This window comes from Sorangium sp. So ce726, assembly GCF_051521405.1.
In the GTDB taxonomy this organism is placed as follows: Bacteria; Myxococcota_A; Polyangia; order Polyangiales; family Polyangiaceae; genus Sorangium.
Window position 1 is genome coordinate 1364048 of sequence record NZ_CP150349.1, and the last position, 19190, is coordinate 1383237.

15 protein-coding genes are annotated in these 19190 nt (G+C 68.0%); 6 read left to right on the forward strand and 9 right to left on the reverse strand.

The window, feature by feature from the left end:
* Positions 1–187: 187 nt before the first annotated feature.
* The 4 genes from WME79_RS05040 to WME79_RS05055 form a co-directional block, all read right to left on the reverse strand.
* Entirely contained in the window at positions 188–880 is a 693-nt protein-coding gene (locus WME79_RS05040; RefSeq protein ID WP_437532624.1) for a hypothetical protein, read from the reverse strand.
* A gap of 125 nt (positions 881–1005) precedes the next feature.
* Positions 1006–1749: a sterol desaturase family protein gene (locus WME79_RS05045; RefSeq protein WP_437532627.1), complete on the reverse strand. Its 744-nt coding sequence runs from the start codon at positions 1747–1749 to the stop codon at positions 1006–1008.
* On the reverse strand, positions 1746–2312 hold the full coding sequence (locus WME79_RS05050; protein ID WP_437532630.1) for a sterol desaturase family protein: 567 nt from the start codon (positions 2310–2312) through the stop codon (positions 1746–1748). Before WME79_RS05050 ends, WME79_RS05045 begins: the two co-directional genes overlap by 4 nt.
* A 12-nt stretch (positions 2313–2324) precedes the next feature.
* Positions 2325–2921: an HD domain-containing protein gene (locus WME79_RS05055; RefSeq protein WP_437532632.1), complete on the reverse strand. Its 597-nt coding sequence runs from the start codon at positions 2919–2921 to the stop codon at positions 2325–2327.
* A gap of 529 nt (positions 2922–3450) precedes the next feature.
* Here WME79_RS05055 and WME79_RS05060 point away from each other — a divergent pair.
* Genes WME79_RS05060 through WME79_RS05070 form a run of 3 tightly spaced genes read left to right on the forward strand, consistent with a single transcriptional unit; the run spans position 3451 to position 10900 of the window.
* Positions 3451–10146, forward strand: a complete 6696-nt coding sequence (locus WME79_RS05060) for an RHS repeat-associated core domain-containing protein (RefSeq protein WP_437532635.1) — start codon at positions 3451–3453, stop codon at positions 10144–10146.
* The gene (locus tag WME79_RS05065; protein ID WP_437532638.1) at positions 10127–10591 is read left to right on the forward strand and encodes an immunity 26/phosphotriesterase HocA family protein; all 465 of its coding nucleotides are present in this window, start codon (positions 10127–10129) and stop codon (positions 10589–10591) included. The genes WME79_RS05060 and WME79_RS05065 overlap by 20 nt, the downstream gene beginning before the upstream one ends.
* 18 nt (positions 10592–10609) lie before the next feature.
* A complete protein-coding gene (locus tag WME79_RS05070) occupies positions 10610–10900 on the forward strand; it encodes an RHS repeat domain-containing protein (protein WP_437532641.1) in 291 nt (96 codons plus the stop codon).
* A gap of 61 nt (positions 10901–10961) precedes the next feature.
* On the opposite strand, the gene tnpC is transcribed toward WME79_RS05070, so the two are convergent.
* The 3 genes from tnpC to tnpA are packed head-to-tail and all read right to left on the reverse strand — an operon-like array spanning position 10962 to position 13569.
* Positions 10962–12854: an IS66 family transposase gene (gene tnpC / locus WME79_RS05075; RefSeq protein WP_437528960.1), complete on the reverse strand. Its 1893-nt coding sequence runs from the start codon at positions 12852–12854 to the stop codon at positions 10962–10964.
* A 50-nt stretch (positions 12855–12904) separates the two neighbouring features.
* Positions 12905–13234: an IS66 family insertion sequence element accessory protein TnpB gene (gene tnpB, locus WME79_RS05080; protein WP_437528963.1), complete on the reverse strand. Its 330-nt coding sequence runs from the start codon at positions 13232–13234 to the stop codon at positions 12905–12907.
* A gap of 23 nt (positions 13235–13257) precedes the next feature.
* Positions 13258–13569, reverse strand: coding sequence for an IS66 family insertion sequence element accessory protein TnpA (tnpA, locus tag WME79_RS05085; protein WP_437528966.1), 312 nt, complete (start codon positions 13567–13569; stop codon positions 13258–13260).
* A gap of 33 nt (positions 13570–13602) precedes the next feature.
* Between tnpA and WME79_RS05090 the strand changes: the two genes are divergently transcribed.
* The 3 genes from WME79_RS05090 to WME79_RS05100 are packed head-to-tail and all read left to right on the forward strand — an operon-like array spanning position 13603 to position 15423.
* Positions 13603–14631, forward strand: a complete 1029-nt coding sequence (locus WME79_RS05090; protein WP_437532644.1) for a hypothetical protein — start codon at positions 13603–13605, stop codon at positions 14629–14631.
* Entirely contained in the window at positions 14628–15002 is a 375-nt protein-coding gene (locus tag WME79_RS05095; RefSeq protein WP_437532647.1) for a hypothetical protein, read from the forward strand. Before WME79_RS05090 ends, WME79_RS05095 begins: the two co-directional genes overlap by 4 nt.
* 34 nt (positions 15003–15036) lie before the next feature.
* Positions 15037–15423, forward strand: a complete 387-nt coding sequence (locus tag WME79_RS05100; protein ID WP_437532650.1) for a hypothetical protein — start codon at positions 15037–15039, stop codon at positions 15421–15423.
* 520 nt (positions 15424–15943) lie between these two features.
* Here WME79_RS05100 and WME79_RS05105 read toward each other — a convergent pair.
* Together WME79_RS05105 and WME79_RS05110 are read right to left on the reverse strand one after the other, a co-directional pair.
* Positions 15944–17515, reverse strand: a complete 1572-nt coding sequence (locus WME79_RS05105; RefSeq protein WP_437532653.1) for a hypothetical protein — start codon at positions 17513–17515, stop codon at positions 15944–15946.
* Positions 17516–17551: 36 nt separating this feature from the next.
* The gene (locus tag WME79_RS05110; protein ID WP_437539762.1) at positions 17552–19186 is read right to left on the reverse strand and encodes a hypothetical protein; all 1635 of its coding nucleotides are present in this window, start codon (positions 19184–19186) and stop codon (positions 17552–17554) included.
* Between the last annotated feature and the right edge of the window lie 4 nt (positions 19187–19190).

Sequence of the window (19190 nt, forward strand, 5' to 3'; positions counted from 1 at the left end):
GTCTGTCTACCCTTTCTCCTGATCTCGAACGTAGGTGTGAGCGAGGCACGGGCAGGTTAGTGGAAGTGCTATTTCCTGAATTGATACAATTCCATGGAGATCGCATTCCACTTTGGTACAATTGCCGAGCGGTTGTCTGGCGCCACGCCTCGCAGGCTCTGCAGATCCGGCCGCTCGCGATGGCAGTTCAGTAGAGATCGCCGGCGCACCGGAGGGCGAAATTGCCTGATGCGTCCTGCGTGCAGGTCGGTGCGGTTGTGCACTCCCTTTTGTCGCTGCTGCCAGCAGGCTTGACCACCTCGATCAGGCAGGCACAGGAGGGCTCCGACGCGCAGGCGACGGCGACCGCTTTGCAGGAGCTCTGCGGCGGCAGACGGAACAGCTCGTCGTGCTGATCCTCGATGGTCTGGCAGTACTCGCCGTCCGATCGGCAGAAGTAGCTCCCGCAGGCGAACGTCCCCGGCGGCGCTGCGCCCGCGCACTCCTCGCCATTGCCGACGCTCACGCCGGCCCGCGCGGCCTCACAGGCGTTGGCGTAGGAGCGCCCATCGCAGGCGCAGACCTCGCGCGGCGTGGCGGTGTCGCACGACGTGGGCCTCTCCTGGCAGACGCCGTAATTCCCCGGCACGACGCCGCCCTCACCGCAGTCGCCTGGCGGGTAGTTGCAGTACTGATCCGCGGCGCAGACCGCGCCTCCGCAGGGCCCTCGGGCCGCGCCCGATCCGTCGTCGCCGCCGTCCCCGCACGCTGCGACGAGCGCCATGAGCGCGGCGAGCGCGCCGAACGCCCTGATGCCCACGCTCGTCGTCGCGCTGGTGCTCCGTTGTACCGCGCGATTCCTCACGACACGTCGCACCTCGATGCACGTTGGAAGATCCATGCCGCTCCCTCCTCTCACGTGGCCATCGGACGATCCTGGATGGCCCGTGTCGTTCGGCGGGCGGGAACGTAAAGGAGCTGGATGGGCCAGTGTGCAACAAATCTGTGTCGGCGACGGCGCTGCGATCAGAGCTCCGGGATGCTGAGCCGATCGGCGGCCTTGCCCGCGTCTGCGGCGCCGCCGCGGTAGTACGTCCCGCGAACCAGGTCCCAGAGCGGGAAGGTGACGTTGAAGTTCCACTGCTGCATCAACGACGGCCGGTGGTGCGCGCTGTGGTGCCGCCGGAGCCGCGCCACGACGCGGCTGCGACCTATCCTGCTGTTCGGCGGGAGGTGGTAGGAGAGATGGAGACACTCGTACAGCACCATGTACGCCATGCACGTCGCCACGAAGAGCGACGCGAGGTTGCTTTGGCCGGCCGCGCTGAGGGCGAGCGCGAGCGGGAGCGTCAGCGCGAAGACACCCGCGATGCCGTACGACGGGATCAGCACGAAGCCGAGCTCACGCGGTGTACGGATCGCCATGTCGTTCTCGACGAACACGCGATGATGCACCGGCGTGTGCCGGTCGTAGAAAGCCTCAAGAAAGCGCCGCCTCCGGTGAAGCAGACCCCGATGCGCCCGCCACTCGACGGCATTGCAAAAGAGGAAGAAAAGCGGAATCGCGGCGAGCTCCCAGGCGCACAGGCCTCGCAACCGCGTGAGCGCGAGCGCCGCGAGGCCACACCCGAGGCCGACCGTGCTCGCGAGGTGGAGCCAGGGAGAGTACCACCGTGGCATCGACATGACCCGGCGCCGCCGCAGCTCGGCCCGGCCCGAGTCGTCGAGCGGGGCGGGGTCGGGCGAGCCGCCGTCGCCAGCCGCGTTCACTGGCCTGCCTCGCGCCCGGTGTCGAACGCCCGGTCCCAGAGCGGGGAGCTCACCCCGAAGCGGGCGCGCGGCGCGGCGTGGTGCCGGAGGTGATGGCGGCGTTGCGCTGGAAGAGGGTGCTCCGCGTCGCTGAGCAGGTGCGCCGCGAGGTGGGAGAGCTCATAAAGAAAATAGCCGGCGACGAGCCCGGCCCAGAGCGGCGCGGCGCGAGAGACGCCCGCGGCCGCCGCGGTCGCGCAGAAGCCGGCGGAGAAGGCCCCGAGCGTGGCGGCGGGGGGTTTGACGATCGGCGTCTGGTCAGGGACCTCGTGGTGCGCCAGGTGGATACGGGCGCCGAGAAAGGCGAGCGGGTGCTCCGCCGGCAGGTGGAAGAGGAAGCGGTGGAGCAGGTACTCAATCAAGGTCCATCCCGCGAGCCCAGCAGCCCAGAAGAGCCCTCCGGCGAGGGGGCCGCCTCCGCTCCACACGACGATCCCGAGGAGGATCACCTCGGCTGCCGCGACGACCGCAAGCCGCCGCGCGTCGGCGGGGTCCCGGAACATGGCGCGACGCAGGGTCGACATGCGGCCTACCCCTCACATGAAGATGCCGTCGACGAGGGTCCAGGGCTCGCGCGTGAGGACGCGACGGGCGAAGTCGAGGAGGACCGCGTTGAAGTCGCCCCGCGGATAACGCGCGAAGCCGTCGCGCACCGATGCGGCGTCGAGGTCGTAGCGGCGCACACCGAGGGAGTGGTCCATCCACACCGACTGCCGGAACGCCGTCGATTCAGGGCATAATGCCGGCGCCGGGCGGAGGCGATGGTTGTAGAGGAGGCACTCGTCGGCCACGCGCAGGTCGTAGGGGGAGAGCTCGAACGACTTCGCGGCGAAGGCGCGGTGAAACAGCGAGCGGCTGCGCTGCATGTAGTCTCCACCCTGCTCGTCCGGGCACAGCAGCCCGAGATCATGAGTCATCGCCAGCGCATAGAGCAGGTCGGGATCGGCCTTCTGGCGGCGGCGCTCGAGGAGCAGCATTGTGAAATGGAATACGCGAAGACAGTGGTTGCGCAGCCCGTCGCCGCTGTAGGGGCAGAGCTCGTCGAAGAGCTCCTGCGCGCGTGCCCCGAGCGCCGAACGCGCTCCGAGGCGGTGCGACAGCGCTGCGTCCGGCGTCGGCATGAGCTCGGCCATGATGAGATCCTACCACGGAGCGCGCCGGAGCTGGCGCGCCGATCGTCGCCCGGGGCAGAGACTCCAGCTTCCCATGCCCGGCGGTTCCACATCGTAGGTAACCCCCCTCCAGCGTGAGCTGGTCCTCGTCGAGTCGAGGTGGGCAACGCGCAACGCCGAGCGAGTCATCGCTGCGCTTGGGCCGCCGGTGAGCGTCCCGATCACGCCGTCGTGCGTGTTGACGTCCCGTACCGGCTCAATCCACTCAATCTGGGGCCATGCGAGGCTCAGCTGAGAACCACGGTTATGAGCATTGAGGCAGTGTGCGCGCGTTCGCGCTCGGATAGCCCTCACCTCGCCGCGACTTTATCATGGACGGCCAACCGCGCCTCGACGAGGGCATCCGTGGCGCCCGCCGCGCGCCCGCCGGACAGCCACAGATGGATTCACGAATGCCCCGATATCGGCATGGATGGGGTGGTTCAGCATCGGCGCAGCGCTTGACTCGCCATGTAGCGCTGTGGCACTGCTTTTCGCCGAGGAGGCTACGATGGCGCCAATTCAGCGATGGTTGCTCCGGGCGTTGATCCCGCTCTGGATGTTTCTGGCTTGCGTGCTCGCGTCGGGCGGGTGCCAGTGCACCTTCGGCGAGCCGCTTCCGGAGCCGCCTCATGGCCTCGTCGCCTGCCGGACGCAGCGCGCGCACAGCCCTGCCACGTCTCGCCCCGCGCCGGAGGTCGAGACCGTCGCCGCCGGCACCATCCCGGGGACGTTCTCCATCACGAGCACCGGCGAGGCTGTGTACACCATGGACCTGGCCTCCCCGCCCTCGCGCGCGGGCATGGGTCCTGGGCTCCAGCTCGTCTATCGCAGCGACGGCGGCGACGGCGTGCTCGGCAACGGCTTCTCCATCACCGGGCTGTCCGCGATCACGCGATGTCCGAAGAGCCTCGCGCAAGACGGGGAGGTCCGCGGCGTGCGCTACGACGGAGACGACGCGCTCTGCCTCGACGGCCAGCGCCTCGTCCCCGTGGGCGAGGGGCCGGGAACCATCGAGTACCGCACGTTCCCGGATACCTTCGTCAAGGTGGTCGGTCACTACCCTCCGGAACGCGGCGCGCCCGCCGAGGCGCTCTTCTTCGAAGCCCATCTGCCCTCCGGCCGCGTCGTCGAGTACGGGCGCAACGATGGCAGCAAGCCCCGCGCGCGGAGCGGCGTCCCGCGCGCGTGGCTCGCGAACGAGGCGCGTGACGGCCGCGGCAACGCCATGACGTACGCATATTGCCTCGCAGAGGCCGAGGACGGCCATACCGCCGAATACGCGGTGGACGAGATCCGCTACACGAGCTTCGAGGGCACGCCGTCGCTCGAGCCTTCCCGGGCGGTGCGCTTCGTGTACGGGAACAAGGACTCGGCCGCGGTTCGTACGGGCTACTCGGGCGGCGTGGCGCTCCAGCGCTCGCTTCGCCTGGAGGAGATCCAGATGCTCGGTCCGGGCGACGCGCTGGTCCGGAGCTACGGTTTCCGCTACGAGCTCAGCCCGACGACGAGCCGGACGCTCCTCACGCAGGTCGAGGAGTGCGCGGGCGACGGGGTCTGCAAGCCTCCGACACGGTTTCAGTACAGCCGCGGAAAGCCCGGATTCGAGCGGCTCACGACGGACATCGACAAGCCGGTCTCCGAGAAGGCGAGCCCGATGGTGTTCGACATCGACGCCGACGGCCTCGACGATCTCGTGATTCCGGACATCGTCGCGGGGCCCAGCACGCCGTCGCATCCGATCACCGCGTGGGGGGTGGCGCGCAACCTCGGGCCCCGCGCCTCGCCGTCCTTTCTCGCGGCGCCGGAGATCGCCTTCCTCGAGGATTGGCTGTTCGTCGCCGATCCGGATGGACCGTCCGACCCGGCCCTTCTTCAGCCGGAGCTCGGGACGGTGCTCGATTACAACGACGATGGGCGGATGGACGTCTTTCTCCACGACGTCTTCGACACCAAGACCACATGGCACGTGCTCCTGTCCCAGCCGGACCGGACCTTCGCGCTCCATGACACGGGCATCCGCCGGCCGTTCCCGCTCGGGGTTACGCCTGCGCCGCCGAGCCTGAGCAGCCCCGGCGCCTCGGTGCACCTCGCCGATCTCGACGGCGACTCGGTGCCGGATCTGATCCAGTGCCAGGACCACGCCGAGGAGCTGGTACCGGACCCGCTCTCCGCCGTGTGGACCGTCCACCTCTGGAGGCCCGCGCGCGGCGCGACGCCCGCGGGGTTCGACCCCACGGGCGAATCGATCGAGCTGCTCACCGGCTATCCCTGCGCAATGGAGCTCCACACGCTCGACATCGACGCCGACAGCAAGATCGAGCTCATCGTGCCCTCCGTGAGGTTGTCTGGTGACGGGACGGCCCTCATCAAAGATAGCTACGAGGCGATCATGCGCCGGGGCGAGGGACGCTGGGGGGTCATCGACACCAAGCTCCCTGTCGTGCCGCGGGGGGGCCGCGTTGTCTTTCTCGACGTCAACGGCGACGGCCTGCCCGATGCCGTCGAATCCGGCTTTAGCGGCCAGCTCACCACCTACCTCAACACGGGGTCGACGTTCGTGATATCGCCGTTCCGGACCGTCGACGCGTTCAGCTTCGGCGATCTGCTGGGGGTCCCGGACCAGGACGCGCTTTTCCGCCTCGCGGTGCCGCTCGACTTCAACGGCGATGGACGGCAGGATCTGCTCATGCCCGTCCCACCAGGCATGCTGCTGAGTGGCTCCAATGTCCTCCCCTCCTGGGCCGTCCTGCAAGCGACGGGCGACCTGGCGGGGCCGCCGTTCAAGCTCGTCGACGCAGGGGTTCCTTTCGAGGCCAAGCTCGGTGACGCGATCACGCTCGCCGATCCGCGCGGGCCGCGCACTGGCGATCTCAACGGGGACGGGGCCCAGGACGTGATCTTGGCGCTCGGCGGTGTGTTCAACGTCTTCCAGAACCTCTCGGCCGACCAGGATCTCCTGGTCGCGGTCTCTGACGGGATGAACGCGCACGAGCCGACCGAGCCGGGCTTCGTGCCCAACGTGAGCATCTCCTACGGCCACCTGACCGATGCGCTGGTCACGAGCGGAGGCGCGGGAGAGGATCCGGACCGGAGGAGCGCGCTCTACGTCGCGCGTTCCGGCGCGGCGGACGACTGCGGCTATCCGCGGCGCTGCGTCGTGGGCCCTCGCCGGGTGGTCAGCGCGTACGCGCTCAACAACGGCGCGGACCGGCCGCGGCGCTTCGAGGTCGGCTACCGCGACGGGCGCTACCACCGGCTGGGCCGCGGATTTCTCGGGTTCGGCGAGCGGATCGTCACCGACCTGGATACGGGCGCCGTGACGATCGATGTCTACGACCACGTCACCTTCAACGACGAGCTCCAGGTCTTTCCCTTCGCGGGGAGCGTCCAGCGGACGCTGCGCGGGGCTCCGGGGCTCGCGAGCCAGCCCAGACCGGAGCAGATCGAGCTCTCGTTCAGCGACGTGACGCGGACGCTCGTGCCGACCAACGACGGCGCCACGTATTTCACGCTGCCCACCGAGCGCCGGGTGAGGCGAGCGCAAGGGGTCTATCCGCCACCGGGCGGCGCGACGCCCTCCGTAGAGGCGTACGTGCGGGAGATCGAGCGCGGCGGCGACGGCGCGACGCTGGTGCGCGACTCGGTATCGAAGGTGACGGACTTCGACACGTTTGGCAACGTGCGCGCCGAGGAGGTCTCGACGGAGGGCGTCGACCTGGCGCTCGAGGTCACGCGGACGTTCAAGAACGACACCGAGCGCTGGGTCCTCGGCCAGCTCGAGACGCAGAAGGAGTGCAGCGCCGCGGCGGGGATGTCGCAGTGCCGGACCCTCGCGCGAACGACCACGATCTACGGGGAGGTCGAGACCGAGTCCACCGAGAGCGACGATGGCCTGCCGGACACGAAGCTGAAGCTCACCTATGCGCGCGACGACTTCGGGAACATCACCGGCGTCACGGCGGAGGACGCCTTCGGGCACAAGCGGACATCCAGCACGGACTTCGACGAGGAGGGCATGTTCCCCGAGAAGTACGTGAACGCGGCCGGGCACGCCACGCTCGTGGAGTTCGACGACGCGCTCGGCGTGCTCCTCAAGCGGGTCGATCCGAATCAGCTCGTGACGACGTGGGCACACGACGGCTTCGGGCGACTCGGCGTCGAGAGGCGCCCGGACGGCACGACGACGACCGTCTCCCTCGCTCGCAGCAAGGATGGTGGCCCGGAGCAGGATGCGTGGCGGGTGAGGCAGCAGAGCATCACGACCGGCGGGGCCGACGATACGGTGGAGTTCGACAGCCTCGGCCGCCCGATCCGATGGCTGGGATACGGGCCCGAACCGGAGCCGTCGGAGGGCTCGGGCGGTGCGAAGCGCATCATGCAGGAGATCGGGTACGACGCGCTCGGCGAGCACATCGCGCGGCGCTCGGTGCCGGTCAGGGAGGACACGCCCGAGAGCGCGATCCTGTACGATCGCTACGAGTACGACGCCGCGGGCCGCAAAGGGCGCCATACGACGCCGTGGAATGCTGTCACGACGACGGAGTACGATGGCCTTCGCGTGCGCGTCACCGACCCGCTCGACCACGTGACCGTGACCGAGCAGGATCCGCTGGGGCGCATCAAGACCGTCACCGACGCGGCCGACGGGATCACCCGTTACGCGTACGGTCCCTTCGGACTGCTGCACACGGTCACCGATCCGGGCGATGCGGTGACGCGCACGACGCGCGACGCGTTCGGCCGTGTCCGGCAGCTCGACGATCCCGATCGGGGCACGACGGTCTCGGTGCATGATGGTTTCGGCGAGCAGATCTCGCAGAGCGATGCACTCGGGCGAGAGACCACGTGGGCGTACGACGCGCTCGGTCGACGCCGCTCGCGCGTGGACCAGGACGGCGCCGAGAGCCGGACGACCACGTGGACCTGGGATACCGCGGCGCATGGCGTCGGCAAGCTCCATACGCTCGCGAGCCCGGACGGGGACAAGACGTACGGGTACACGGGCCTTGGCCAGCTCGACACGATCGCGCTCCGCATCGACGGCGAGCGCTCTCCCCTGGAGGCCAGGCTGGGCTACGACGAGCTCGGCCGCGTCGAGACGGTCGCGTACCCGGCGCCGGCCGGCGCGACGCCGTTCGTCGTGGCGCACGGCCACGACGCGCACGGCCACGTGATCGCCGTGCGCGACAGCGGAACGAACCTCGCCTACTGGCGCTTGACGGACGTGGACGATGCGGGGCGCTTCCGGGAGGAGGTGTTCGGCAACGGCGCTGTCACGGAGCGGAGCTACTTCGCGGACAAGCAGCGCCTGAGGCACATGGCGACGCAGAGCGGCGCGGGGGAGGTGCAAGACCTGGACTACGGGTTCGACGATCTCCTGAATCTCACGCGCCGCACTGACGCGCTCCAGCCAGAGAACACGACGGAGCGATTCCGGTATGATCCGATCCAACGGCTGACCTGCGCGTACTTCGGCGATCTCGAGAGCGCGACGGCGCCCTGCGCGCTCCGCTACGACTACCACCCGAACGGCAATCTCACCTTCAAGTCGGACGTCGGTGACCTCTCGTATGACGACCCGCTGCACCCGCATGCGATCACCGGCGCGGGTACGGACAGCTTCGAGCATGACGCTGTCGGTAATCAGACGGCGCGGCCGGGCGGCACGACGGTGCGCTATACGCCGTTCGACCTGCCGGAGCAGATCACGCAGGGCGCGAGCACCATCACGCTCGGCTACGACGGCGACCAGCAGCGGATCCGCAAGACCACGCCGGAAAAGGAGACGCTCTACTTCGGCGATCTGTACGAGCGGGTCACCGAGGCGGCATCGGGCACCGTGGAGCACCGGTACCACGTCCACTCACCGGAGCGCGTGGTGGCGATCGTGACCCGGGGAGGCTCGGACGACGGCACGCGCTACGTGCATGTCGATCACCTCGGCTCGATCGACGCGCTCACCGACGAGGACGGCGACGTGATCGAGCGGCGGAGCTACGACCCGTTCGGGCAGCGCAGGAACCCCGTGTGGGGGGAGCGCCCGCCTGCGTCGTTCCCGAGCGAGACGACGCAGGGGTTCACCGGGCACGAGAGCGACGACGAGCTCGGGCTCGTGAACATGAAGGGCAGGATCTACGATCCCAGGATCGGGCGGTTTTTGACGACGGACCCGATCGTGTCGATCCCGTCCTTCGGGCAGAGCTGGAATCCGTACAGCTATGTGCTGAACAGCCCGCTCAACTTCGTGGATCCGAGCGGGTTCGAACCGGGTCCCCCGGTTCCGGTCGATCCGGAGTATACCAAGGATCCCGAAGTACAGCGCATCATCGAGTCCGGTTGCATGGGCCTCGAATGCCTTAAGACGGTTCCCAACCTGGTAGAAGGCTCGCGGGAAGCTGCGGAGGTCGGAGCGGCGGCCCCGCCTGTCGATGTCAGCACGACCGGAAGCTCGTCCGGGTATGTGCCCCAGCCAATGACCACGGCGCCGATCGACTGGTCGCAGAACCCCTATGTCCAGATCGAGGGAGGGTTCGTCGCCGGGTTGCTGCTCGGGTCCGTTCCCTTCGCCGGCGTGGGTCACGAACTGCTGGACGCCGGGGGCGTGCTCTCCCATGGGTCACGAGAAGCCAGGATAGGGCTAGAGATCGGGCAGATCGTGGGTGGGATTGCCCTCACGCTCGGCGGCGTGACGGGGGAGGTCTTCGGAGGCGTCACGAGCGCCACCGGCATCGGCGCGGCGATCGGGGTGCCTGCGATGGTCGTCTCGGCCGGGCTGGTCGTCGGTGGGGTCGGGAACATCGCGGCAGGGATCCAGGGGCTGACTCAGGCGCTGATGTCGAGCGGGTCGGGCAGTATGGGCTCGCAGGGCGCGGCGCCCGCCGTAACGGGCGCAGTCCCCAGAGGCGGAACTTACGTTCTTCGCGACCCGGCGACCGGCCAGGTGATGCGCACTGGGCGGACAAATGATCTCGCCCGGCGAGCAGCGGAGCACGGTCGAGATCCAGCGGTGCGAGACCTCAAATTTGAACCAGTGCATAGAACCGATGTTTATGCGGAGCAACGAGGCTTGGAGCAAATGTTGGAACAGACATATCGGCCGCCACTGAACCAGATCAGTGCGATCGGTTCGCAAAACCCCAAACTCCAAGAGTATCTAACTGCAGCAGACTTTTCCTGGAGAGACAATGAGACGGATCGTCGATGAAGGTACATGGTTCGCTGTTCCGTTACGTTCGCGAGGATTTGCGGTTGGCGTGGTCGCGCGAACCTCATCAGGCGGCGGAGTTATACTCTCGTACTTCTTCGGAGACGTCTGGGAACGGCCACCGCTACTGACGGAGGTTAAGGACCTTAGACCTGAGTCCGCCGTGCAGATCTTGCGAGTCGGAGACCTTGGCCTAACTGACGGAACTTGGCCTGTGATTGGGCGCGATCTGGATTGGCAACGCAGCGAATGGAAGGTGCCGGAGTTCGTGCGAAGGGACGAGCTCTCGCGGAAAGCATGGAAAGTTACATATTCTGAATGCGACGCAAATGTCGTCGCATCCGAGGTCCGGACTGGGTACGAGGACACAGGTCTCGAACGTGATGCTGTCCTCGGAGCTGGCGCAACAGAGATCGTGCTCACGAGGTTGCTTACCGCTCCGTGAGGCAAGGCAGCCGGTGGAGTGTCGCCTTTGCCGTATGTCCGCGAGAACGACGACGTGATCGAGCGGTGGAGCTATGACCCGTTCGGGAAGCGCAGGAACCCCGTATGGGGGGAGCGCCCGCCGGCGTCGTTCTCGAGCGAGACGACGCAGGGGTTCACCGGGCACGAGAGCGACGATGAGCTCGGGCTCGTGAACATGAAGGGCAGGAGCTACCGCCCCAGGGTCGGGCGGTCCTTGACGACCGACCCGATCGTTTCGATTCCGTCCTTCGGCCAGAGCTGGAATCCGTACAGCGTAAGCGCTGCATGAGGCGCCGTCGACCCCAACGCCGGTCGGCCGGTGCAGGATGGGGGCGATGGAACCGGCTCGGTCAGCTCGTCGCGCGCTGCTCCTCCGCGGGAAGCGGAGGAGGCACGGTGATCGGCCCGAGGGGAACCTTCAGCTCGTCGACGACGAGCCGGGCGCGGGTGCGCGCCCAGTACCTGGGGGCGAGTTCGAGGTAGCGCTCGCGCGACCAGTAGGGCATCACACGGATGACGTCGGCCAGGTAGGCCTCGGGGTCGAGGCCGTGAAGCTTACAGCTCGCCACCAGCGAGAAGAGGTTGGCCGCGGCAGAGGCGTGGTCGTCGCTGCCGAAGAAGAGCCAGGACTTTCTCGCGACGGCAATGGATCGCAGAGCTCGCTCGCTGGCGTTGTTCTCCAAGCGCAGGCGGCCGTCGTCGAGGAAACGCCGCAAGGGCTGCTCCTGGTTGAGGGCGTAGCCGAGCGCGGTGGAGACGAGGCCGCGCTCGCGGGGACGTGCGTGCTCGGCCCTCGCCCAGGCAAAGAACGCGTCGACCAGCGGGCGGACGACGGTGTCACGGCGCACCTTGCGCTGCGCGGGCGCAAGATCCGCGAGCTTGCGATCGGCGGCAAAGAGGGCGTTGATACGGCGCAGCCCCTCGACACCGAGCTCGTGCTTGCAGACCGCCGCCTCCCAGAAGTTGGTACGGCAGTGCGACCAGCATCCGACTTCGGTCGGAGGCGGACCGCGCTGCTCGTTGGCAGCAGCGCCCCTCGGGGGTGTGCCGCGAAAGAGGGCGTCATAGATGGCGTGGGCGTCTGCCTGAATATACCGCGAGAAGCCGCGGAACATCTCGCAGACCGCAGCGCTGGTATGCTTGGGCTGGTATTCGAAGAAGACGTGATCCTTGTCCGCGAGGACGACGAAGAAGTGACCTTTGCGGCACGGTCCGGGCTTCTTGTCCTTGCGCTCCTGGATGGATCCAGGCTGTATAGAGACCCCAGTGGCGTCGGTGGAGAGGCAGAAGGCGGTCTCGAATGCCTCGTTCCGCGCCGCTTGGACGATGGCGCCCAAGGTCGCGCCCGCGTCTTCGGCGTAACGGCACATCGTGCCGCGATCGAGCGGCGCCCCCTGAAGCTCCAGCTGCTGTTCCAGTCGATAGAACGGGACACCGAGCAGGTACTTGCTGGTGAGGATGTGCGCGATGATCGACGGTGCGAGAAACGACCGTCGGAACAGCTCCTTGGGAAGCGGCGTCGTGATGAAGGCGGTGCACGTCTCGCCCATCGGCGCCGGCTGCGGCGTGTCCAGAGTTGTGGAGGAAGCGCTCAGCTTGCCGGCCGCCGCCCTGTTCTCCGCGCTGACGCTCGCATCGGGCGTCGGCGTCTGGACTTCCTTCGCGACGACCTGCAATGGGGCGGTTTCCACTTCCCCAGAGCTGCCCACGTCCGTGACGGACCTCTCGACCTTGTACACGACACGTGCGAGCACGATGCGGCGCATTCCGCCGCGCTCGTAGCCGAGTCGCGAGGTCTCCTCGACGCCGATGCGCGTCGCCGTCGCATCGAGCTCGGGGCAGGAGAGCTCAATGCGGACGACGGGCAGGTCCGACTCGGACAGGTCGCGACGGCCCTTGCCGCCGGACCTTCGTTTCGGCCCCTTGGGGTCGTCGTGCTGCCGCTCTTCGCCGCTGTTGCGCTCGGCAGCGTCGAGCGCTTTCTCGAGACGCTGAACCTCGAGGAACATCGAGTCGAACGCGAGCTGCTCCGCGCTCACCTCGGCGCGCTCCGCCTTTGCCACGAACAGTCGATGTCGCAGAAGCTGGAGCTGCTCGAGCGCACGGGTGTAGGCGCGCCGAAGCTGCGCGAGTGCATCGCGCGCTCCCACGAGCTCGCTCTTTGCCGCGGCGAGCTCTGCTTCGAGCTGCGCGATGCGCTGCTGCTCGGGCGTCGGCCTCGACGTGTCGGCGGCGTCGTGCACGACGCCGCTCTACGAAAGTCGGGCGTCGTTGTCGAGCGGATTCGTGCGGCTCAGTGAACGCGGCGCGGTGCGCGCTTTCGCGGTTTGGACGTGGGCGCGATCTCGATGCCGTCGAGCAGCGTCTCGAGCGTGGCGTCGTCCACCTCGACGTGGGTCGCCCCCTCGGCTGGCGGGTCGGGAAGCGCGAACATGCCGCGATCGAGGCGCTTTGAAAACAGGCAGAGTCCGCTGCCGTCGAAGAAGAGAATCTTGATGGTGGTCCGCCGCTTGCCGATGAACGCGAACAGCGCCCCGCAGCGCGCCTCGTACCCCACGCGCTCACGAATGAGACCCGAAAGCCGCTCGAAGCCGTAACGCATGTCCACCGGCTCCAGCGCCACGAACACCTGCACGCCCGCCGGGATCATCGCGCCGCCCCGCCAAGGGCGCGGACCACCTCCGCCAGCAGCGTGGGGTCGAATCCCGCGGCGACTCGCACGCGCACGCCGCCGACCTCGACGACAAGCTCCGGAGCGCTGCTCGTCACGGCGGGCGCCTTCGGCACCAGACGCAGAAAGCGCGGGGGCTCGGCCCGCGACAGTCGACTCGACCAGCCGTGCAGCGTCGAGGCCGCAAAGCCGCGGCTCCGCGCAAACGCCTCCGCTGTTTCACCGCTGTCGCGCCACGCCTGAACGCGCTCGGCCCACATCGCTTCTGTCGTTCTCGTACTTGTCATGCACACCATCATGAACTGGAGCGCGCGTCCTGGGTGAGACGGCGCTTCACGCAGCGCTTACCGTACAGCTACGTGCGCAACAGCCCGCTCAATCACGTGGATCCGAGCGGGTTCCAGGAAGAGCCGGTGGAGGCGCCGATCCTGCCGGTCTACTCGGTGGTGCGCCCGGAACAATACGCCGTAGGGATCTTCTACTCGCCGCCGAAAGCAAACCAGCCTGAAGAAGGGCCGCGCGAGGCCGTGGAGGTCGGCGCCACGACGGCGCCTATCGACGTGGGCACGACCGGAAGCTCGTCCGGGTACGTGCCGCAGCCGGTGACCGTATCGCCGGAGCACGCCGGCGCCGGCGGCGCTGGCTCCGTCGTCGGGCAGACGCTGCTGGGCGTCGCCGAGGGCACGCGCGACATCGGGGTAGGCATCGCGAAGCTGCTCGTGCTCAACGCGCTGACCCTCGGGGTCTACAGCGGCTACGAGTTCGCGAGCGCGATGTGGGAGGGCCACGAGAATGACGGGATCGTCGGCGCGCTCAACGCCGTGAACCCGCTCTACCACATCGGGCGCGGCGCCGCGGATACGGCCCTCGCGATCGACCGAGCTGACTACCGGGCAGCGGGCGCGGCGGGGACCAAGACGATGGTCCTCGCGGCGGCCACCGTCTTCGGCGCCGGAAGGGGGCTGGGGGCGGCGGCGGAGGAGTCGGCGGTTGCGGCTCGAGCTGCAGGCGGAGCCCCGAGAGTCGCCGCATACGAAGTGGGAACCTACGACGCACTGAAACCTCGCTCAGTTGTTGGGGATGCACTCGACATTCATCATGTGAGACAGGCGCACGCAATGGGGCAAATCGTCCCTGGCTACAGCAGGGCTTCCGGACCTGCCATCGCCCTACCCCGTGGTGAACACGCCTTGGTTCCGACGCTCCGAGGGCCTGTATCGCTCTCACCGCGGGCACTGCTCGCTCACGATATTTGGAACTTGCGTCAGTCCACCAATGTGCCAAACGGCGCACTTCAAGAACTAATTCGACTCAACAATGAAATGTACCCTGGAGCTTTTACAAGATGACACCGGAAAAATTTGTCGCAGCGATACAAAAAAACGTCCTCGAGGCCGCAACCGAGGCGACGGTGGCAACATTGGAGCACCCGCCGGGCCGTCGGCCGGAGAAAAATCTTGTCGAGGCCAGTCGGTGGTTTGGAACCTTGTCCGACCAGGACCAGGCGACACTGCTCCGAGTGCTCAACATGGCGGCCCATCATGCAGTTTTCGGTTTTCTCGCTGTCCTCGACGGTTCGAGAGTGATCGAAGATGACGCAGAGAAGGGAGAATTCAGGCTGATATTTCGAAAGGGTGGACACGAGTGGGAGATAAACAGCCCCAATGGAACACCGCTGCACGATATCCTGAACCAGCAATTGGGCGATAGAAATATATAGCATGATACCGCCCGGATCGCGGCATCATGGGCTCGTGACCGAGTGGAGGTACGACGCGCTCGAGCGGCTGACGTGCGCGTACTTCAGCGACACCGAGAGCGCGACTGCGCCCTGCGATCTCCGCTACGAGGGCAAGCCCAACGGCAATCTCTCCTTCAAGTCGGACGTCGGCGCGCTCTCCTACGACGACCCGCTGCACCCGCACGCCGTCACCAGCGCGGGCACGGACAGCTTCAGCTACGACCGTGAGCCCGACGACGCGCTCGGTCGCGTTACGGCACGAACCGAGGCCGGAATGTCGTTCCGTGATGTGCTCGCTCGTGACATCCGCGACGTCCGCCAGATTGTCGGCCCCAAGTACGACAAAGGGCTCCGCGATCTATTGCAGGTTTATAGGCAAAATTCCCGAACTCATGGATAGATAGGCATGGATGTCCGCAAGGCGGTGGAAGACTTCGTTCGGCTTGGGCCACTCCCAGATTCTGGCGCTTCTGAGGAGACAACCGCGCTGCACCAGGTACACCTGCAGCGCATCAAACGGCCGGTGACGGACGAGGAGGCCGCGCTGTTGGTTGGCTCATTCGGGACGGACGATTGTTACGGCCTTGCATGGACCCTCCTCCACCTTATCGAATCGGCTCCTGGAGGAAGTCCTATCAAGACCGAACCGCGCCCTACCGATAACGAGTGGATTCGGCGGCTGTGGGCGAGTTCCCATAGATAGAAGCATGGCGATCAGTGAGGGTGTCCTGATGCCTTCGTGGGAGCGTGAGCGGCGCGAGACCGCGGGACCGCGCCGCTCACGCTCCCACGAAGGCATCAGGACACCCTGGATCTTCTGATGGACGCGTAACCAGCGGCGCCGTAGCACGCGATCCACTCAGGGGGATACCGACAGAGTGGTCCATGCAGGTGGTGAACAGCGCGGAGGACAATGGGCTTCATTCCTGCGACTCGGGGAATCGAAGCGTCTTGACCTGGATGCCATCATCCCCCGTGATCTCCTCGCCAGACCAATCCCAGCTCGTGCCGCCTGGGCCCGGCAGCCCCAGCTCGAAGGTGACCGCCTCCAGCGTGAGCTGGTCCTCGTCGAGGTAGGCGACGCCGATCGAGTCGCCGCCGCGCCCGGGGCCGCCACGGCCGCCTGGACCTCCGTCGCCGCCATCGGCACCGCCGCAGGACCACGTGCCGTCCCCCACGGCGCCGCCTGGCATGCCCCTGCCGCCCTTGCCGCCATCTTCCGGCCCCCCGCCGTCGCCGCCGGGGCCACCGTCGCGCACGGTGATGGTGCTGTCGCGCACCGTCACCTTGGCGTGGAGCGCCAGGATACCGATGCTCGGCTGGCCGTTCTCGCCCCCTCGGCCGCCTCGACCGCCGCAGCCGCCGGCACCTCCGGAGCCGCCGCCGGCGCCTCCTTTGGAGGCCACGCCGCACACCGCGAGCCCGCCCCGGCGGCCCCCGCCCCCGCCGCCGCCTTGCCCGGGCGTCCCCCGGGTGCCGTCGCCAGCCCTGTCGGGGTGCCATCCGGTCTCATCGATCCGACCGCGGCCCTTTCCCGGTTCACCGGGGATGCCTGGATCGCCGTGGAGCGCCACCTGACCTCGTTGGCAATGGACGCCTGGCGCGTCCCCATCGCCCCCCCGTCCGGCCGCCGGATCTGACTCCACGCGCGGCTGCCCGTCCTCGCCGTCGCCCGCCCCGTCGGAAAGCCCGTCCCCGCCCGCGCCGCCGATGCTCGGGATTCCTCCCTCGCACGGGTTCACCGCACGAGCTCCGCCCGGAACCGTGGCGGCGGAGCACGCGTCTTCCCCGTACTGCCCATCCGGTCCCGTCGCTGCCTGGTACGGCCAGGGCCATTCCTCCCCAGGGTCGCCCCTCAATCCCGCCATGACTTTGATCCAGCTTCCGACGATTTCCACCGCGGCGCCCGACCGAACGAACATTCCGACATGCGTTGTGCTGAGAACGGCCACGTGGTCGATGATCGAGACCCCATCCGCAGCCCCCGTGTCGCCGGCGCGCGCCGGCTCGACGGTCAGCGCGATGAGCCCGGGATCGCGGGGACCGACCTTGGCCATCATGTGCACCGGGTCTTCCAGGTCTCTGCGGCGTTCCCATCCGATGGCGGTTTCGAAGCCTCCGTAGATATCCACCCCGGAGGGGAGCGTGATGGTCTCCTCAAACCCATCGTCGGTAACAAACACGCGACCGCGCCCGGTGCGCGCAAGCTCGATCGCGCGCCGGATGGAACGAACCGGCCTGTCCTTCGTGCCGGGATTCGCGTCGTCACCGCCGAAAAACGGATTGATGACGAACACGCCGCAGCCGTCCATCGCCCGACCCGCCGCAAGATGCTCCAGGCAGACCGACTCGGGGACGGGATCGCTTGCACACGTCGATGGACCGTCACACGGCGGCGCGCCGCCAGGGCCGTCCACCCCGGGCGCGGTCCCGCAACCGGCCGCGGCGAGTGTCAGCGTAAAGAACAGCAAGATCGTGGAATTCAGGCCCATGGCATCCCTCGATGGCGACGTCTCGCAGGTCACGAGTCAATGGGGCGGCTCGTTCCTCACGCTGAACGCATGGACTTCACCCGTGGGGCCTCGCTGCCCTTTGCCCACCTCGTCCCCCAGGCCGGCGTTCCCCGCATAGCCGCCCTCACCGGGGTCTCTGACGGTGATGCTGGTCCCGGGTCGAATGGCGAAGTTGGGCGCCACGTAGGCGATGCCGATGGTTGCGCCTCCGAGCCCGCCGCCGGCATCTCCTCCGAGCCCGCCGTTGCCTCCTTGGCCTCCGGGGCACGCAGGCCACATCTCACCTCTAGCTCCGCCGCCTTGGCCACCAGTCCAACCGAAGCCGCCCGGTTGGCCCCTCCCGCCCACGCCACCGCGGCCACCGTTGCCCGTGATCACGTCGCTGGTCCCAATCGTCAGCTCCGCGCCGTCCAGCACGACAAATCCGATGGCCGCCCCGCCATAGCCGCCGCCATAGCCGCCCCGACCGCCACAGCCGCCGCCCCCTCCCGAGCCGCCGGCGGCGCCCCCTTGGGGCAGGCCTGCCCGACACGCGACCATCTCCCCACGCGACTTGCTGCCGCCACCGCCGCCGCCCCCCTGGCCGGTGCCGCCTCGCTTCCCGTCCTTGCCCCGGACGCCGAGCCATCCGTCATTGCCGAGGTGGCCCACGCCCGCCGCGCCGTCCGCGCGACCGGCATCGGCGCCGTGTGCGCCCGGGGACCCGTTCTCGCATCTCGTGACGTCTGCGCCGACCCCTGCGCGGCCATTCCCCTCAGGATTCTCCGCCGGCTCCGGCTGCCCCGGAGCGCCATCGCTCCCCGACTCGAGCCCGCCGTCGCCCCCGTAGCCGCCGATGGACTCGATGCCATCGTCGCACACGGTCACGACCGGGAGGGCGCCCGTCGGGGAATCCGTGGTGCAGGCGGACACACCGTCGTTCCCCTCAAGGCCGTCCGCTGCACGCTCGGTGTCGGCGTCCTCTCCCGGCTCCCCGTCCTTCCCGTTGCCCGTGATGATCTTGCTGTCCTGCACGATCGCCGTGGCCCCCGTGCTCAAAATCACCGCGATCGACGACCTGCCGTCGGGCGCCGAGGCGTCGGCCGCGATCACGTGCACGCCGGCGATCACCGATGTCACGTCGTCCCCCGCGAGCGCCATACCGTCCTCCCCGAGGACCCGCAGCGGGATGCCCCCCGGCGGAGCGATGATCGTCGGGTGATCCGGCCCGCCGAATGACCCCTCATACGACCAATCCCCGCCGTCACACAGGCGCCCGCCCCAGAGGTCAACCCCCGAGGGCAGCGTGATCTTCTCCTCGAACGACCCGCCGCACGCGTACACGCGCCGGGTCGGCTCCTCGCCGTGGCTTCGCCCATGCGCGGCGAGCCCGATCGCGTGTTGCAGGGTCTTCACTGGTGCGTCTTTCGTGCCAGGGCTCCTGTCGTCACCCGACAACGGGCTGACGAACACCCCGCACTCATCGAGCGCCATTGTCGTCGCTGGGTCGCCGTCACACAAAGTCGGCTCAGGTGCAGGGGCGCACTCCATCACTTCCCAGCAATCGTCGCGGTACGAAGTGCAAGCCAGCAGCGTGCTGCTCGCTCCCCACGCACAGACCACGACAGCAACGGCGGCGGCCAACGCTCCTCGGTCTGCCTGTGGCCGCATCCCT

Bases quoted from the DNA above. Each gene is read 5' to 3' on its own strand.
- WME79_RS05040 (WP_437532624.1), bottom strand. From the start codon at position 880: ATGGATCTTCCAACGTGCATCGAGGTGCGACGTGTCGTGAGGAATCGC.
- WME79_RS05050 (WP_437532630.1), bottom strand. From the start codon at position 2,312: ATGTCGACCCTGCGTCGCGCCATGTTCCGGGACCCCGCCGACGCGCGG.
- WME79_RS05055 (WP_437532632.1), bottom strand. From the start codon at position 2,921: ATGGCCGAGCTCATGCCGACGCCGGACGCAGCGCTGTCGCACCGCCTC.
- WME79_RS05060 (WP_437532635.1), top strand. From the start codon at position 3,451: ATGGCGCCAATTCAGCGATGGTTGCTCCGGGCGTTGATCCCGCTCTGG.
- WME79_RS05065 (WP_437532638.1), top strand. From the start codon at position 10,127: ATGAGACGGATCGTCGATGAAGGTACATGGTTCGCTGTTCCGTTACGT.
- tnpA (WP_437528966.1), bottom strand. From the start codon at position 13,569: ATGACAAGTACGAGAACGACAGAAGCGATGTGGGCCGAGCGCGTTCAG.
- WME79_RS05095 (WP_437532647.1), top strand. From the start codon at position 14,628: ATGACACCGGAAAAATTTGTCGCAGCGATACAAAAAAACGTCCTCGAG.
- WME79_RS05105 (WP_437532653.1), bottom strand. From the start codon at position 17,515: ATGGGCCTGAATTCCACGATCTTGCTGTTCTTTACGCTGACACTCGCC.
- WME79_RS05110 (WP_437539762.1), bottom strand. From the start codon at position 19,186: ATGCGGCCACAGGCAGACCGAGGAGCGTTGGCCGCCGCCGTTGCTGTC.